This window comes from Lacicoccus alkaliphilus DSM 16010, from assembly GCF_900142805.1.
In the GTDB taxonomy this organism is placed as follows: Bacteria; Bacillota; Bacilli; order Staphylococcales; family Salinicoccaceae; genus Lacicoccus; species Lacicoccus alkaliphilus.
Genome location: NZ_FRCF01000002.1, coordinates 141379 through 158054, shown reverse-complemented (window position 1 = coordinate 158054; position 16676 = coordinate 141379). Strand labels below are relative to the sequence as shown.

18 protein-coding genes are annotated in these 16676 nt (G+C 48.5%); 5 read left to right on the top strand and 13 right to left on the bottom strand.

Translation table 11 applies throughout. The features are described from left to right. Positions 1–2 precede the first annotated feature (2 nt). Positions 3–1115 carry an alanine dehydrogenase gene (gene ald, locus BUA12_RS00960; protein WP_072707446.1) on the bottom strand — a complete coding sequence of 371 codons (1113 nt, stop codon included), beginning with the start codon at positions 1113–1115 and terminating at the stop codon, positions 3–5. A 159-nt stretch (positions 1116–1274) separates the two neighbouring features. Here ald and BUA12_RS00955 point away from each other — a divergent pair, with 159 nt between their 5' ends. Continuing rightward, complete coding sequence (locus BUA12_RS00955; RefSeq protein ID WP_072707444.1) at positions 1275–1796, top strand: universal stress protein; 522 nt, start codon at positions 1275–1277, stop codon at positions 1794–1796. 44 nt (positions 1797–1840) lie between these two features. Here BUA12_RS00955 and BUA12_RS00950 read toward each other — a convergent pair whose 3' ends face one another. From BUA12_RS00950 to sppA, 5 genes are all read right to left on the bottom strand, one after another. Further along, a complete protein-coding gene (locus BUA12_RS00950; RefSeq protein ID WP_072707443.1) occupies positions 1841–2302 on the bottom strand; it encodes a hypothetical protein in 462 nt (153 codons plus the stop codon). A 141-nt stretch (positions 2303–2443) separates the two neighbouring features. After that, on the bottom strand, positions 2444–3634 hold the full coding sequence (locus tag BUA12_RS00945) for an acetate kinase (RefSeq protein WP_072707438.1): 1191 nt from the start codon (positions 3632–3634) through the stop codon (positions 2444–2446). 9 nt (positions 3635–3643) lie between these two features. After that, positions 3644–4558: a class I SAM-dependent methyltransferase gene (locus BUA12_RS00940; protein WP_072707436.1), complete on the bottom strand. Its 915-nt coding sequence runs from the start codon at positions 4556–4558 to the stop codon at positions 3644–3646. A 139-nt stretch (positions 4559–4697) separates the two neighbouring features. After that, on the bottom strand, positions 4698–5285 hold the full coding sequence (locus BUA12_RS00935; protein ID WP_072707435.1) for an RDD family protein: 588 nt from the start codon (positions 5283–5285) through the stop codon (positions 4698–4700). 11 nt (positions 5286–5296) lie between these two features. Beyond that, positions 5297–6301: a signal peptide peptidase SppA gene (gene sppA / locus BUA12_RS00930; RefSeq protein WP_072707433.1), complete on the bottom strand. Its 1005-nt coding sequence runs from the start codon at positions 6299–6301 to the stop codon at positions 5297–5299. Positions 6302–6387: 86 nt separating this feature from the next. Between sppA and BUA12_RS00925 the strand changes: the two genes are divergently transcribed. Next, the gene (locus tag BUA12_RS00925) at positions 6388–7188 is read left to right on the top strand and encodes an NAD kinase (RefSeq protein ID WP_072707431.1); all 801 of its coding nucleotides are present in this window, start codon (positions 6388–6390) and stop codon (positions 7186–7188) included. A gap of 19 nt (positions 7189–7207) precedes the next feature. Here BUA12_RS00925 and thiI read toward each other — a convergent pair whose 3' ends face one another. From thiI to BUA12_RS00910, 3 genes are all read right to left on the bottom strand, one after another. Further along, the gene (gene thiI, locus BUA12_RS00920) at positions 7208–8407 is read right to left on the bottom strand and encodes a tRNA uracil 4-sulfurtransferase ThiI (protein WP_072707429.1); all 1200 of its coding nucleotides are present in this window, start codon (positions 8405–8407) and stop codon (positions 7208–7210) included. Next, positions 8404–9531 carry a cysteine desulfurase family protein gene (locus tag BUA12_RS00915; protein WP_072707426.1) on the bottom strand — a complete coding sequence of 376 codons (1128 nt, stop codon included), beginning with the start codon at positions 9529–9531 and terminating at the stop codon, positions 8404–8406. The genes thiI and BUA12_RS00915 overlap by 4 nt, the downstream gene beginning before the upstream one ends. 70 nt (positions 9532–9601) lie before the next feature. Then, positions 9602–11296, bottom strand: a complete 1695-nt coding sequence (locus BUA12_RS00910) for a septation ring formation regulator EzrA (RefSeq protein WP_072707423.1) — start codon at positions 11294–11296, stop codon at positions 9602–9604. Between the two features lie 104 nt (positions 11297–11400). On the opposite strand from BUA12_RS00910, the gene BUA12_RS00905 reads away from it, so the two are divergent. The 3 genes from BUA12_RS00905 (at position 11401) to BUA12_RS00895 (ending at position 13308) form a co-directional block, all read left to right on the top strand. Further along, positions 11401–11871 (top strand): GAF domain-containing protein, encoded by a 471-nt coding sequence (locus BUA12_RS00905; protein ID WP_072707418.1) that lies wholly within the window; start codon positions 11401–11403, stop codon positions 11869–11871. A 222-nt stretch (positions 11872–12093) separates the two neighbouring features. Then, on the top strand, positions 12094–12696 hold the full coding sequence (gene rpsD, locus BUA12_RS00900) for a 30S ribosomal protein S4 (protein ID WP_072707417.1): 603 nt from the start codon (positions 12094–12096) through the stop codon (positions 12694–12696). A 174-nt stretch (positions 12697–12870) separates the two neighbouring features. Beyond that, complete coding sequence (locus tag BUA12_RS00895; protein WP_245772717.1) at positions 12871–13308, top strand: c-type cytochrome; 438 nt, start codon at positions 12871–12873, stop codon at positions 13306–13308. Between the two features lie 36 nt (positions 13309–13344). Here BUA12_RS00895 and BUA12_RS00890 read toward each other — a convergent pair whose 3' ends face one another. From BUA12_RS00890 to BUA12_RS00870, 4 genes are all read right to left on the bottom strand, one after another. Continuing rightward, positions 13345–13527, bottom strand: coding sequence for a hypothetical protein (locus tag BUA12_RS00890; RefSeq protein WP_072707415.1), 183 nt, complete (start codon positions 13525–13527; stop codon positions 13345–13347). A gap of 66 nt (positions 13528–13593) precedes the next feature. Further along, positions 13594–14772, bottom strand: a complete 1179-nt coding sequence (locus tag BUA12_RS00885; protein ID WP_331463065.1) for a M20 metallopeptidase family protein — start codon at positions 14770–14772, stop codon at positions 13594–13596. Next, on the bottom strand, positions 14772–15365 hold the full coding sequence (locus BUA12_RS00880; protein ID WP_245772716.1) for a GNAT family N-acetyltransferase: 594 nt from the start codon (positions 15363–15365) through the stop codon (positions 14772–14774). Before BUA12_RS00880 ends, BUA12_RS00885 begins: the two co-directional genes overlap by 1 nt. A gap of 394 nt (positions 15366–15759) precedes the next feature. Continuing rightward, a complete protein-coding gene (locus BUA12_RS00870) occupies positions 15760–16671 on the bottom strand; it encodes an alpha/beta hydrolase (RefSeq protein WP_072707407.1) in 912 nt (303 codons plus the stop codon). Between the last annotated feature and the right edge of the window lie 5 nt (positions 16672–16676).

Sequence of the window (16676 nt, the reverse complement as noted above, 5' to 3'; positions counted from 1 at the left end):
CTTTACAATAATTCTCTGACGTCTTTATATTCGAGGTCCTGTGCTTCAGCAACAGCCTTGTAGGTTACATGTCCATCGAGTGTATTGAAGCCGCCAAGCAGCATCGGGTTGTCCTGAGCCGCTTTACGGTAGCCTTTGTTGGCGATTTGCACACCAAGGTTCATGGTTGCGTTGGTGAGCGCAATCGTGGATGTACGCGGCACCGCACCAGGCATGTTCGCCACTGCGTAATGGACTACATCGTGTTTGATGTATGTTGGATCGTCATGGGTGGTGACCTTGTCGGTTGTTTCGAAAATTCCGCCTTGGTCGATTGCAATATCGATGACCACGGAGCCCGGACTCATTGATTTGACCATATCCCCTGAAACCAGCTTCGGTGCTTTGGCACCCGGGATCAGCACAGCACCGATGACCAGGTCACTGTCTTTCACCGTGTTGGAGATATTAAGAGGTGAGGACATCATCGTCTGGATACCCGAACCGAACAAGTCATCCAGTTCCCTTAATCTCTGCGGGTTCAAGTCCAATACATTGACCCTCGCGCCTAATCCGATCGCCATCTTGGCGGCATTCGTGCCGGCCATGCCTCCGCCGATGATGGTGACGGTTGCCCGCTCCACTCCGGGCACGCCAGCGAGCAGAATCCCTTTTCCGCCTTTTGTCTTCTGCAGGAATTCGCTTCCAATTTGCGTCGCCATACGTCCTGCGACTTCGCTCATGGGTGCAAGCAGGGGCAGCGAACCGTTGGGCGCCTGGATGGTTTCATAGGCAATCGATACAACCTTTTTATCGAGAAGCGCTTCAGTCAGCTCCACTTCAGGTGCGAGGTGGAGGAACGTGTAGAGAATCATCCCTTCTTTGAAGTGACCGAACTCTTCCTTCAAAGGTTCCTTGACCTTGACGACCATCTCAGCATCCCATGCTTCAGCTGCAGAGCCTGCAATGTCAGCACCGGCATCTATGTAATCCTGATCTTCAAAATAAGAAGCAGCGCCGGCACCCGTTTCCACTTTCACAGTGTGTCCCGCCGTTACGAATGCATGGACACCCCCGGGCGTCAAGCCTACCCTGCTTTCATTATTTTTGATTTCTTTAGGTACCCCGATTATCAATCTAAAACATCTCCCTTCTTTGATTGAGTCAATTGTATCACGAGTTTTTAAATTCGTCATGATTATTCAATGAGGATTATTGTCAATTTTCCCAATTGTAGGTATAATGATATTTGAAAGAGCATATTACATCATTGTAAGATGAAAGGGGTTTCAAAAATGATAGAATACAAAAACTTTTTAATTGCAGTCGACGGCTCCAGGGAAGCAGAATGGGCATTCCACAAAGCGCTCGGCGCAGCAAAACGTAACAACGCAAAACTGACTATCATTAATGTCATCGACACTCGCTCATTTGCATCTGTTGAAGCATACGACCGTTCCATCTCAGACCGTGCAAATGAATTCGCCAAAAAATTATTGGATGGTTATGAAGCACTGGCTCATGAGCAGGGTCTTAAAGATGTTGACAAGATTATCGACTATGGTTCCCCGAAAGCGATCATTCCTAAAAAAGCAGTTGAAAAAACAGGCGCGGACATCATCGTCTGCGGTTCCTCCGGTCTTAACGCAGTTGAAAGGTTCATCGTCGGCTCGGTTTCCGAAGCGATCGTAAGGAACGCCCGTGTGGATGTTCTGGTCGTCAGGACTGAAAACATCCCGACAGACTTCGAAACGACTGTCGCCACGGAAGAACTTGTATCCGAAGGTCAGGAAATCGATGAAGAAACAAAGCGATAAACCACGCTGAATGACAAAGAGCCCTCAAATGAGGGCTCTTTTCTTCATTCATGTTCACGGGCTGTGGTATTTTCGCCCAGCAGCTTCAGCATCACCATATCCGTAAATTCCGCATAATCCATGCTGTTGATCTCCCATGTGCCTTCGACCACATATACTTCATCCTCCGTATATTTATCGAGGGGAAGGATGAACCTCTCTTCCCGGACATCAACCTCCAATGCATGACTGGGGCCGGTATAGGAAATGACGATGTTTTTCCTCATTCCCGATATATGGATGGAAGTATCCAGATCATCATCCCCGCCTGAAGTGATGCGCAAATCGATACCCTTTCCTTCAAAACTCTTTTTATAATCCTCAAATTCTTCAAGTATACGGTCAAGCAGCTTCCTGCCCCCGGCATGGTCAGGTTCAGAATTTTCATCATCCTCAACAGTTTCAGCCTCTTCCTCCCCGGCTTTGAGCTTTTCATCGAATACATTCACTATTTCTTCTCTATCCAAAATGATTCCTCCTTAGAAAGTCATCTGTTTCACTCTTAGTGTATTTTCCCGATTTTAAGGAGTGCAAACCATTGCTCCGCACAAATGGAAAATCACTCCAGCTTTTCCAAGGCTGAAGTGATTTAAGATGACGCTGTGCGTCTACATTCCGGAAATCCGCATGACATCCCTCGCGATCATGAGTTCCTCTCGCGTCGGGATGATGATGATTTTCACCGGTGAATGCGGATAGTTGATGAATTTTTCCTGACCCCTTACATCATTCATGGATTTATCAAAATAAACACCCATGAATTCGAGGCCTTCCAGCACCTTTTCACGGACGATGTCCGAATTTTCTCCGACGCCCGCTGTGAATATGATCGCATCAAGGCCGCCCATGCGTGTGGCATACGAACCCATATACTTATGGATCCTCTCACCGAAGACATCAAGGGCGAGTTCCGCACGGCGGCTCCCATTCCTCGCTTCTTCTTCGATATCCCGAAGGTCGCTTGAAAATCCACTGACCCCGAGCAGCCCGGATTCTTTATTCAGGACACTCAGCACTTCCGATGCGGTTTTGCCGGTCTTTTCCATGATGTATGGGATGAGTGCCGGATCGATATTCCCCGACCGTGTGCCCATCGTCACCCCTGCGAGCGGTGTGAAGCCCATTGATGTATCAACGGACTTCCCGCCCTTTACAGCTGCGATGCTTGCACCATTGCCGAGATGACAGCTGATCAGCCTCAGTTCATCCAGGGGTCTGCCGAGCATTTCACTCGCCCTCCGGGTCACATATTTATGGCTTGTACCGTGGAACCCGTACTTTCTGATGCCATAGTCTTTGTAGTAACTGTAAGGGAGGCTGTACAAGTACGAGCTTTCAGGCATACTTTGATGGAAGGACGTATCGAACACGGCGACGTGGGGCACATCCGGCAATTGTTCCCGGAAGGCCTGGATGCCCATCAGGTTGGCCGGATTGTGGAGCGGGGCAAGTTCACTCAATTCTTCGATCTTCCCGACCACTTCATCAGTAATCAGAACGGAATCATCAAACGCTTCCCCGCCGTGGACCACCCTGTGGCCCGAACCGGCGATTTCATTGATATCATCCACTGCGCCATTTTTGACCAGCGCTTCAAGCATGACATCGACCGCTTCTTCATGCGTGTCGAACTTCTGCTCTTTGGACTTCTTTTCGCCGCCGACCGTAATTGAAAAGACACCGTCCCCCATTCCAATCCGCTCTGCCTGTCCTTTGGCAATCTCCACTTCCTGCGGCATCTCAAAAAGCTGGAATTTAAATGACGAGCTTCCTGCGTTGACCGCTAAAATTTTAGTCATGTTCTCCACCTACTTTTTCTTAACAGCATATTTTTCATACCACGCATCCGTCCTGTCAAGGAACAGCTTCATCTGTTCTGCATTTTTGAAGTCGGGCACGTCACCAAGGAGCACTTCTATGTCCTCAATGGGCTTATATCCTTTTTTCAGGACAATAATCGACTTATGCATATTTTCCGTCTTGAATAATGTGTCCGGAAGATTCAAAAACATCAGCAGGGTCGCCTCTGTCGATACGAACTCCTTGATCGTCTCATTGTTCTCTTCAAGAATGTTCGAAGGTACGACGAAGATGCCGATACCATCTTCCTTCAGGCAGCTCATCGCCGCTTCCAGCATCAGAAGATGTGCAAAGCTTCTCCCTTCTTTGAAAGCAGTCGTGAAGCCTTCGACATCAAGTGGATAATAGCCGATCGGAAGATCCCCGACCGCAATGTCCATTTCGGTCAGTCTGGCAGGTTCGATGATATTCTGAGGATAAATGTCCATCGGGACTTTAAGAAATTCACACAATGCGACATTGAAACGGGCCAGCACCGGATCCACTTCCGCACCATGGAGGTTCACGTTTTCCGCATGTTCCCTGATCGTCATCGACAGGTGGCCCGTGCCGCTCCCCGCGTCAAGTACATTGATTTCATCCTCTTCCTTGAAGAGCTGTACAAGATGTGCAATCAGATAACCGATCGAATCCGGTGTCAACTGGTGATTCGGCTGCACACTTTCCTTATTCAGCTGATAAAGATAGGCAAACTGGACGCCCTTCCTCATGTCGGCGTAGTCATACTTCCCCTCTTCGATCTGAAGGGAGAGCAGTACCTCCGTCATCGCTTCGACCCTCGAAATACCGCTGTTTTCCTCCAGGACTTTTTCAGTTCCGTCCACGATCAGCTGATATACTTTTTCCAAATTACTTTTCGCCATTATATCCCCACTCACATAAAATATGGACTGTCCATCACTGAACAGTCCTTTTCACACATTATATTACATTTTATGAAAATTTCAAAGCATCGAAGGCTGCATAGTCAGCCGGCCCATCCGTCCCGGGCATGGACTGCCATTAAATGTGATTTCTGCCATGACCCAAACCATCTACCTGATGGTCAGATCGTCCCTGTCCGGTCATACCCGCTTTGATTTCCTTTTTGTAGAGGTTGAAGCTGTTCTTCACCACATAAGTATCCGCGAAGTAATCATGCAGGCCGATCCTGCGCTCTGTGAACAGGACCACGAGATAAGGCAGGTACCACAATGTATTGTTGATGTATCTGCCGACAAGCTCACGGAATATGACCTGGGACAGTGAAAGCTTGTCTGAATCCCTGCCCACTACAGTGATTCCCGTAATCATTTTTCCGAGTGTCGCCTGCGCAAAGTACGTCATCAGTATGAAGTACAGGTAATAAAGAACTCCGGTGGCGATATTCGCGACACTGAGCATCGGTGTCAGAAAGTAGACATCCCCCACTCCTGCCAGCTGGAGGACAGGATGGATGATGATCTGACTGAGCCCCCATATTGCAAGGCCGTCGATGATGAATGCCACCGCCCTGCTCAGGAAAGATGCACTCGACATGTAGTCGAGTTTGTCGGTCAATGTATCATGTGCCGGCTGGTATCTGACTGTTTCCGGTTGTGCATTTTCCATACTGTCCCTCCTTATCTGTCATACAGGTACATCGGCTGCAGGCCTTGACGGTGATTGATCAGATGCTCTATACGTGCGATGTCATTCTGGCCTGTGAATTCGCCGATGAGGCTTTTCACGCCATAGTTCAGGTTGATGCCTGCAAAGTTATTGGCATAGCCATATTCGATGATCTGGGGGTTGCCGCCCACTTCTTCCTTCAATGCGGCGATTGCATCCTCAAGATAACCGATTTCGTCCACAAGTCCGTTATCCATAGCGTCTTCACCGAGATAAATGCGGCCGTCCGCCAGGTCCCTGACCTCGTCTTCACTCATGTCACGGCCGTCTGCGACGACCTGCACGAAGTCATCGAACATGCTGTCGACCATACCCTGCACGTATTCCGCCTCTTCCTCGCTCGGCCCCTTTGTCGCACTCAGCATTTCCTTCATATCACCACTTGTGTAGGTGTTGAATTCGACGCCGATATCTTCGGCAAGCTGCTCGAAATTCAGCGACTGCATGATGACGCCGATCGAACCGGTCATGGTCTCTTCCGATGCGAATATCCGATCAGCCGGTGCGGAGACATAATATCCTCCGGAAGCCGCCATGCCGCCCATCGCGCTGTATATGGTCTTGCCCGCTTCTGCTGCTTCCACCAGGTATTTATGTATTTCGGCTGATTCATATACTCCGCCCCCTGGTGAATCCACATTGAGAAGGACTGCCTGTATGGTGTCGTCTTCTATGACCTGCTTCAATGATTCGATGACGAGCTGATGATTATACTGGTCTGCAGAAAGCATGCCCGGCTGGCTGCCCGTGTCGATGATACTGCCTTCGATATTGATCATCGCAATCTGGCTGCCCGGGTTCCCCTGCTCAACAATCTGCGTCGGCGGGAAGTCGCCGCCTGTGAACTGGTCGAATGTATCCTGGAAATCGCTCGCCCACAGACTGGTGAAGATTGAAAAGAAGATGCCGAAGACAAGCAAAGCTGCAGCAATCACTGCTGCGATAATACGTTTCATGAACTCACTCCCTGTTATTTAATCCCATTCCCTTTTATGATAACATATAGATGGTATATTCAAATAATATTTGAGGGGTGGCACATGTGGATCAATTCAAAAATGTATATTTTTTCGACCCTTTCGGCAAAGATACCGAAAGGATCAGAAAAGATCTGATCGAAGTCTTTAAAAGTATAGATATCAATACTGTGGATTCAAGCGCGGAGGCCGACCTGATCGCTTCGATCGGAGGCGATGGCACATTCCTGCAGGCCGTAAGGAAAACCGGATTCAGGAATGACTGCGTCTATATCGGCATCGCCATAGAAAGAGATGACTATATGTATGTGGACTTCTGTTACAAGGACGGCCATGAAATTGAAGAAGCCCTGACTTCCGAGGCGACGCATGTGCGCAATTACCCCACCATCGAAGTGAAGATCAATGACAATCAGTCGAGCTTCTGCCTGAACGAATTCACACTCCGTTCAAGCATCGTCAAGACGATCATGATGGATATTTACATTGATGACTTCCTGTTCGAACAGTTCCACGGTGATGGCATTTTAGTGTGCACACCGACCGGTTCGACCGGTTACAACAAATCCTTAGGCGGCGCCGTGGTGGATCCGCTGGTCAAAGCAATCCAGGTGACGGAACTCGCGAGCGTCAACAACAACAAGTACAGGACGCTCGGCACCAGTTTTCTGTTGAATAAAGACCGCCCGCTGACATTGATGATCGATAAAAGCCGGGATTACTACCCGATCATGTCGCTCGACAATGAGGCGCTGAGCCTGCAGAACACTGAACAGGTCAGCATAAAGGTGTCGGACAGGGTGATTAAAACCTTGAAGCTTCCAAACAATACATTCTGGCATAAAGCGCAAAGAAACTTCCTGTAATCACAGGAAGTTTCTTTTTTTATAATAGATCTTCGAATGCCTCATCTTCATCCTGACCGTTTGGAATATAAGTCTCGATTCCTGCCAGCGCCTTTTCGATCAACGGTTCAAAGTCCACCCGCTCCTCGAATTTCCTGACTTTTTCAAGCGACGGCTTCGTTTTCGGGGATTTCGGTTTGAAGATCGTGCAGCAGTCTTCATATGGCAGTATGGATGTTTCATAAGTCCCGAATTGCTTCGCCATATTGACGATGTCATTTTTCTCCAAAGTGAGCAGCGGCCGGAGTACCGGCAAGGTCGTCACTTCATTGATCGCATACATGCTCGTCAACGTCTGTGAAGCAACCTGCCCGAGGTTTTCCCCGTTGATCACCGCTTCCGCTCCTGTCGTCCCCGCCAGTCTCTCGGCAATTTTGAGCATGACACGCCTTGTGGAAGTCATCGATAAATTGTCGGGTATGCGGTCATACAAGGTCGTCTGCAGCTCGGTGAACGGCACGATATGCAGCTTGATGTCATACCCCGTCCGCTCAGTCATTATATCGATGAGCTTCTTCACTTTTTCAGTGGCTTCCGGACTCGTATATGGCGGCGAATGGAAATGGACCGCCTCTATTTCCACGCCTTTTTTCATGACGTCCAGCCCCGCAACCGGGGAATCTATCCCACCGGAGAGCATGAGCAGCCCTTTACCGCCGGTGCCGAGGGGTAGGCCGCCGAGACATTTTATGGTGTCATAATACATGTAAACTGCCTCACGCCGTATTTCTGCAGTAATCTTATAGTCCGGCTGCCTGACATTCACCGTCAGGTCATCTGTATTTCCAAGCACGTGGGCGCCAATCATACCCTGAATATCGTGCGTCTCCATCGGGAATGTCTTATCAGCACGCTTCACTTCTATTTTGAATGTCCGGTCTGCATCAAAATCCGCGGTGAACTCCAGGGCAGTCTCCTTCATCGCCGCTTCCGTCTTTTCAATCCTCACCACCGGCGAGACACTCAGTATCCCGCTGATGAGTTTCAGCTTGCCGATGACGGCGTAAGCATCCTCATCCCCGAGGACGATATATGCACGGTCCCTCGTCGTCTTTATATGGACATCCATACCCTCGAGCGCACGGTTCAGACGTTTCCTCAAAGCGTCGATGAAGATTTTCCTGTTCCTGCTCTTTAAAGTCATTTCACCATAGCGGATTAAAATATGATCGTATTTCATCTTAAAACATCTCCTATTTCTTCGTATACCTCTTTTAATGCACTAATCAGCACTTCGACATTTTCCGTCTCGGTCTCCCTGGACATGGAGATCCGTATACTCCCGTCGATCACTTCCGGACTCCGGTTCATTGCCGTGAGCGTTTCATTTGAAGCGGCGCGCTTTGAAGCGCAGGCACTCGTCGTGGATACCATGACGTTCTTCTCCGAGAGGGCATTCACCACGACTTCTCCTTTTGCGCCGGTAAAGGATAGATTGATGATATGCGGGACATCGGATGGCTGGATGACGATGGACTCCAGACCGTCAAGCTCACTTCTGAGTGAGTGGTTATATCCTTCGATCCTTGCGAGGTCATCATCCATGTCCTCAAGGGTGAGCCTCAGCGCTTTCGCCATCGCGGCCACCGCAGGCAGATTCACCGTGCCGCTCCGGATATCGTATTCATGGCCGCCGCCGAAATGGATCTGCCCTGAGGATTTCCCTTCTTTCAGCATCAGGGCCCCCGCACCTTTCACTCCATGGAATTTATGTGCGGAAATGCTGAGTGAGTCCACACCTCGATAATCAATGGCCGCTTTTCCAACAGCCTGTGTGGCGTCGACATGAAAATGGACTTTGGGATAATTCATGAGCGCGTCTTTAATCTCTTCGACGGGCTGGACCGATCCGACGATGTTATTGACTGCCATGACGGCGACCAATACGACATCTTCATTCAACAGCGACTCCAGATGCCCGACATCGACCCTGCCCTCCCCGGTCGTGCGGATGAATTCAACATTGAAGCCCTCACCCCCATAATGGTCGACGATGTTGATCACGCTCGGATGTTCAATCTGACTGACGAGGATCGTGCGGCCGAATCTTTTTTTCCTTTCCAGGGTGCCCTGTATGGCGATGTTATTGCTTTCAGTCGCCCCTGATGTGAAAACGCATGTGTAATTCGGCAGACTGAACAATTGAAGCACCTGCTTCCTTGAAGCCTCAAGCAGTTTCGCACTGTCCCTGCCCGCCTGATGTATGCTTGCGGTGTTGAAGTAATAATTTTCGTTGACTTTATTGAAAGTATGCAACACTTCTGCATACGGTTTTGTCGTCGCAGCATTATCAAAATAATGCATCAAATCTCTCCTTCCATGGAAAATGACTTAGAATATTAATATTCTAAGTCATTACAATATACTTATGGATTCACTTTTCATCATAATCATTTTCAATTTTGCGGGCAGCACCGGGCTCCACCTTTTCAAGTGCACCTTTGATGATTTCAAGAGAGCGTTTATATCTGCTTTCCTTGAACATTCGCTCGGATTCACGGATCTGCTTGTCAAAAGCATGATCGTCCCTGCGGTATCTGTTGCCATATTGTATCATGATTTCAGCAAGTTCAGCATCCCTCAGCAGTTCATAGGCCTCCTGCTCGAACTCATTCAGGCTCATCACCGTCTGATTGACTTTATCTTTGATGTATTGGACATTCAGCGGACGTTTGCTGAAATACTCCTCAATTTTGCTGAGGTTGATATCCAGCTCGTTCTTGATGATCACGAATCTTTCCGGGACTTCCGGCAGGTTGGATGTCACCAGCTTGCGGTAGACCTTCTCTTTTTTGTCCTCTATATAAACCGCATTCTCTTTTGCCTCTTCGGCATCTTCCCTTAAATTGATCAGATGTTCCTGGATTTTCTCCTGCTCATCATTGATTTCCAGAATCTGGTCTTTGATATGGGAGACCCTGTTTTCAACTTCGCTGTACCTCGCATTCGTCTTCGATGTTTCGGTGATGATTTCATCATACACATCCACAAGGTTTTCAATCTCGTGCTCGAATTTCTGGACTGAATGGATATCGCTGTCATTGATATAGAAGCGGTCCTGCATATATTGGATTTCAGTTCTGAGTGTATAGTTCGAGTTCCTTGCATGGAACAGCTCATCCGTGATGAGCGGCTGATCCTGATCCACTTTGATTTTGGCTTTCACTTCGATTTCGATCAATTCGAGGATATCGTCCACCTGGTTGTTGATATCGTCGAGGATTCTCCTTGCCTCATCAAGATCCAGTCTGGAGATCAAAGGTTCCACCAGATTCAGCTTGCCTTTTAAAGTCGACAGCTTCCCCTCCACTTTGATATGTTCCAGATCATAACCTTCGGCTTTCAGGTCACGGCATCCGAATCTGATCTCCTGGAATTGGGCAGGCAGATCCTTCTGGACTTCCCTGATCAGAACCGGAATATCATCCATGTTCTCTTTCAATGTCTGCAGATCACTGCGCACATTTTCTATATGACGCCCGGCACTGACATAGTTGCCGCCATTGATCATGACATCGTACTCATTGATTTCAGGTTCGAAGCTGTCGATCAGCTCTTCGAGCGGTCCGCTGGCATCACCGAATTGATACGCACTGGCCAGTACATCCCGCTTGGCCTCCCTGTGAATCTTTTCCGCTTCAGCCCGGGCGATCGCCGATTTTTCGCCCGTCTGCACCAGCTCATCGATTTCCGAAGTCAGCTGGTCATACTTGGAGCCGGCCTGGTTGATTTCCGTCTCGGCCTGTTTCACTTTGGCGTTGCTGTCATTGAATTTGAATTTCTCAAGATCCCTCTTCGCATCTGACAGCCTGTTTTCAGAGGTATCGAGTGCTTCCTTCAACGAAGTCTGCCATTCTTTCTGCCATCCGGCATACAGCTTTTTGGCTTCACCGTGCAGATTCAAATCTTTCACTTTAAATAATTCGTCCTGGAAAGGCAGTGCCCTGACCTCTTCCAATTTTTCGAATTTATAGTTGATGTCTTCCAGTTTCGTGTTTCTTATGTAAAAAACTACAGCAACTGAAATTGCTATTAATACGATGATTCCGATGAGTAGATAGACCCACATACGCTTACCTCCTACATATATAATCAATTATAGCCTAAAAGCTTGAAACAAAAAACATATAATTATATAATTCATAATTAATTTGAAGAACGAGGTGATTGGATATGTTTACAGAAACAAATATTACAGATTATGATCAGTTGAACAAGACTTTAGCAAGTCTGCTCGAAGGCGAAACGGACAGGATCGCCAACTTATCAAATGCTGCCGGACTGCTCAACCAATTTTTGAAGGACATCAACTGGGTTGGCTTCTACCTCTATGAAGAGGAATCGGACCAGCTTGTCCTTGGACCATTCCAGGGACTCCCTGCGTGTGTCAGGATCGACAACGGCAAAGGCGTCTGCGGCACGGCGTTCAAGGGTATTGATGTATTCGTCGTCGATGATGTCCACGCATTCCCGGGCCACATTGCATGTGACGCCAACAGCAAATCGGAAATCGTCCTCCCCATCTACAAAAACGGTCAGCCCATCGGTGTGCTTGATATCGACGCCCCTGTTTACGGGCGGTTCAGCGAAGAAGATCGTCTCGGTCTGATCGATTTCGTAGAAACCTTGAAGAAATACCTCTGATGGTGTTGACATTCACATAAGTTTTATGTAGAATATACTATTGTGTAAATGAACGGATTAAGTAGCTTACAATCATCATGTGTACGTATGTGGTTCCCATCAGTTGGTGTGTTGTGTAACCAATGCTATGAGGCGAAGGCACTTTAAATCATATACCCACATGGGCGGTTGTTACCTTATGATGTTTATTGCATAAATAAAACACAATAAGGAGGAGTCAAAATGGCTCGTTTTACAGGTTCAATTTGGAAAAAATCCCGTCGTTTGGGTATCTCCCTGACAGGTACGGGTAAAGAGTTGGAGCGTCGTCCATATGCACCAGGTGATCATGGACCGACCCAGAGAAAGAAAATTTCGGAATACGGTCTTCAGCTTCAGGAGAAGCAGAAGCTTCGTTATATGTACGGAATCAACGAACGCCAGTTCCGCACGATCTTCGATCGTGCAGGCAAGATGAGAGGGGTCCACGGTGAAAACTTCATGGTCCTTCTTGCATCACGTCTTGATGCCGTCGTTTATCAGCTCGGTCTTGCACGTACGCGCCGTCAGGCACGTCAGCTTGTCAACCACGGCCACGTTACTGTGGACGGCGGCCGCGTGGATATCCCTTCCTACCAGTTGAAGCCGGGGCAGACGATCGGACTTCGTGAGAAATCGCGTAACCTTGACATTGTCAAAGAAGCGGTTGAAGTGAATAACTTCGTACCTGACTATTTGACATTCGATGAGGAAAAAATGGAAGGTACATTTGTACGTCTTCCTGAACGTTCGGAACTCCCTGCTGAGATCAACGAACAGCTGATCGTTGAGTACTACTCAAGATAATAGGAAATTTTCTTTTAAAAGGCTGATGCCCATTGATTTTCAATGGTGCATCGGCCTTTTTTCATCGATTGACGTTTCTTCCGTCAGCCTTGCCGTCATAAGGATTCTTTGTTAATCCGTTGATTTATGATATATTTAATCTGTATTAATATTTCAATTTTGAGGGGTGAGGTTATGGATTTGAAGAAGTATCTGATGGCGGGCGGCCTTTCGCTGGTACTGGTCCTTGGTGCATGCGGCGGCGATGACGGCGCGGATGAAACCGATGAGGCAGCTACAGAAGAAGAGACGACCGGGGATACCTCAGATGATGCAGCAGATGAAGAGTCTGCTGAGGAAGAGACCGCCGGGGAAGATGCAGCGGAAGAAGATGACGGCGAAGCATCCACCGGTGATGTTGATGCGGAAGGCATTGCGCAGAACTCTTGTGCTTCCTGCCACGGCGGGGACTTCTCGGGCGGCATGGGACCGGCACTTGCCGGCACGGATATGAATGAAGACGAGTTCAACGACATCGTAAGGAATGGCGAAGGTTCAATGCCTGCTTTCAGCGAAGATCAAATTGACGATGAGGAACTTTCTGCACTCTACACTTACTTCAGCGAATATTAATGAAAAGACCGTCCTGTTGGACGGCCTTTTTTAATATCATTTCACTTCACGTACTGCTTTTATCAGGTTTGGAAAGATGGAAAAACCATCGACTTCCATGTAAGACTTCTTGTAAGCGGCTGCCACTTCAAGTTCTTTCCTCAAAGTCTCTGCAGTATGGCTTTCAGTTTCCAGCGTCTCTTTTTTTCCTGACTTATAAACGATTTCTATTTTAGACATGTTCCTACCTCTTATCTTCAAAATGTAATAATAATATTACCATATATCCCATTCCATAGTGATGATTTAATGCTGATTTTCCTTTAATGTCTCGAGTGTGTCGATCGCCCCCTGGCTCATCGCCTCGATACCATACTTGAAAGCATCCTCATTCACTCTGAAGGATGGATTATGGAGCGGCTTCTGCCCTTCCCCGATCGATGTCCCGAGCCAGTAATAGACGCCCGGGTACTTAAGCAGGAATCTTCCGAAGTCTTCACCGGCAAGGCTCGGCCTGAGATCCGGCAGCGCCTCTTCACCATATAATTTCGATATGGTGCCATGCATGTGTTCCGCCCATTTCCCTGAATTCACGGTTGCCGGATAACCGTCCAGGTATTCGATCTCAACCGACGCCCCCATCGCCTCTGTGACATTATCGACTATTTTGTGGAACCGCTCTTTGACCAGGGCTTTCATTTCATTGGACTGTGTGCGGATCGTTCCCACGATTTCCGCCGTTTCAGCGATGACATTATGCTGGGAGCCGGCCTGGAATTTCCCGACGGTCACGACCGCAGGCTCGAACGGGTCTGAGTTCCGGCTCACTATGGTCTGCAATGCATTGACGACCTGGGTGCCGACGATGATTGCATCCACAGTGTCATTCGGCATGGAAGCATGGCCCCCGGAGCCTTTGATGATCAATTTGAAGCGGTCGGAATTCCCCATGATCGGTCCGGCCATCACGCCGAACTGTCCGACCGGGAGGCCCGGCCACACGTGCTGTGCGAGCAGGACATCCGGCTCCCGCCCTTTGAATATCCCCTCATCCATCATGCGCTGGGACCCGCCGGTCGGCGATTTCTCTTCTGCCGGCTGGAATATGAGAAGGACGGTGCCGTGGATCTCATCGCGCCTTTCCATCAACACTTTACCCACGGCAACCAGCATCGAAGTGTGGGCATCGTGCCCGCAGGCATGCATGACACCCTCATTTTCCGAACTGAATGATTCGCCTGAAACTTCATGGATCGGCAAAGCATCGATATCCGCCCGGAGGCCCACCGTCTTCCCTTCGTGTTTCCCTTCGATGATGGCGAGCACGCCAGTGCCGGCAAAGCCCGTTTCAAAAGGTATATCAAGTGCCTGAAGTTGTTTTTGTATGCGCTCCGATGTTTCAAATTCCTCATCACTCAGCTCGGGGAACCTGTGCAGTTCCCTTCTGAAGTCCACCGCTTCTTCCACTATCTGATTAATATTCATCATGCTTCCCCCTTCAAATAATAATCGATCTGTGAATCTTCAAGATTATCCCCGATATGGTCACTGCCGTGCTCAAGCATCCATCCCGTATCATCGTAATTCATCTTTTTTGCCACACCTGTGCCCTCCAACGGATGATTCAGATTCAACTGCAGCACATGCCTCAGTTTACCGCCATACATATATCTCGTGTTGACTATTTTGAATCCGAGACGCAGCTTATCCTTCAGGCTTGGGAGGTTCGTCGGCATCACTGTGGTGAACACATAATTGAAACGCCCGTCATCCCTGACCTTTTTAATGAGTTCCCGGCCGAGCTTCGTCTGCAGCCCCTGTCCGCGCTCGTCCGGATGGATGAAAGTGATTTCGGAATAGATGACTTCCTCCCTCTGTTCCACACCGCCATCGGCTGCCAGGTGCTCCGGATCGTCAACCGGCGGGATGTACATGGCCCGCACCGCTTTAAGTTCTCCCCCCGTGAACATCCCGATGATGAATCCCTGCTCGATCATCTCACTGAACTCCTCCGGACCGATGGTCTCCAGCACTTCCTTATCATCAAGATCTTCGTAGACCCTATCCTGCAATTCCATTACGTCCTCCAGTTCATCCGGAGTGATATATTTATATTCCAACAATGCACCAGCTTTCAATTTGTAATTGATAAACATTTTCGTATATGAAACGATTATGTGTAAAAATGTTTATTTCTTCATCGCTTTGGCTATATGAATGACGAGGGAGTTGGTGTATCATGACAATTTTAGTCAAGTATAGTGACACCAAGAATAACAAAACAATGTATCACCTTGTAAACGATTCAAGTGATACGGAGCATATAAAAGAACATTATATGAAAAAAGTGAGTCGTTGCGATGATCCGGCATATAATATGATGGAGATCATATATCCTTATCATACCGAGAGAATTAAAATTTACGAATTGAATTACAGGAGACCTTCATAGCGTCTCCTGTAATTTTTTGTTTAAAGATTGACTTTCAGCCATGTGAACATCAGATCGAGCCATCGGCTCGCCCGCACATTCACTTTGCCGGTCAGTTCCGTCGCAAGGCTGAGCCCGTGTTCGCCTTGCTGGAACGTATGGAGTTCCCATGGGATTCGATGCTCATCCAGTGATTTGGCGAAATCCAGTGAATTCTGCACGAATACAAGCTGGTCCTCCATCGTATGCCAGATGAATGTCGGCGGCGTATCGGATGAGACGTAATCCTTCAGTCGGCTCAGCTTCACACTCTTCTCGTCAGGCACCGCCCCGTAGATCATCCTTGAAGCGATTTCCATGAATTTAGGATCCCCCGTGCCCCTTTCCTCCGCAATCTCCTTGTTGAGCACATAATCGAGTATCGGATAACTTAAAATCTGGAAGTTCGGCCTGAACCATCTGTTCTCTATACCTACAGCCTCCTTAAGCCAGTCACTCGACCAGTGCACACCGAGACTCGCAGCAAGATGCCCGCCTGCAGAGAAGCCCGCCACGCCTATTCTGTCCGGGTCGATATTGAACTCATGACAGTTCTCCCTGATGAAAGTCATCGTCCTCGCAAGCTCCGTGAGAGGCGTCGGAAATTCGGATCCGAGCTCTTTGTCATCTTCCACCATTGCTGCCAGCTGGTAAAGCTCATCCCGCGTCGGTGTCCTGCCTTCCTTCTCTATCGCGCTGCCGATTGTTGAATAGTTCAGGATGAAGACATGGTACCCTTGTGCCAGGAACTGGTAGGCGACAGGTTCGGCCTCCCTTTTGGAAACATACATATAGCTTCCGCCGGGGCAGATCACCACGGCCGGGTGACCTTTCGCCGTCTTTTCCTGAGCCCCGAGCATCATGGTCACTTCCGCATGGTGATCCCCGATATAAAAACTTTGCAGATTCATCATTTAAC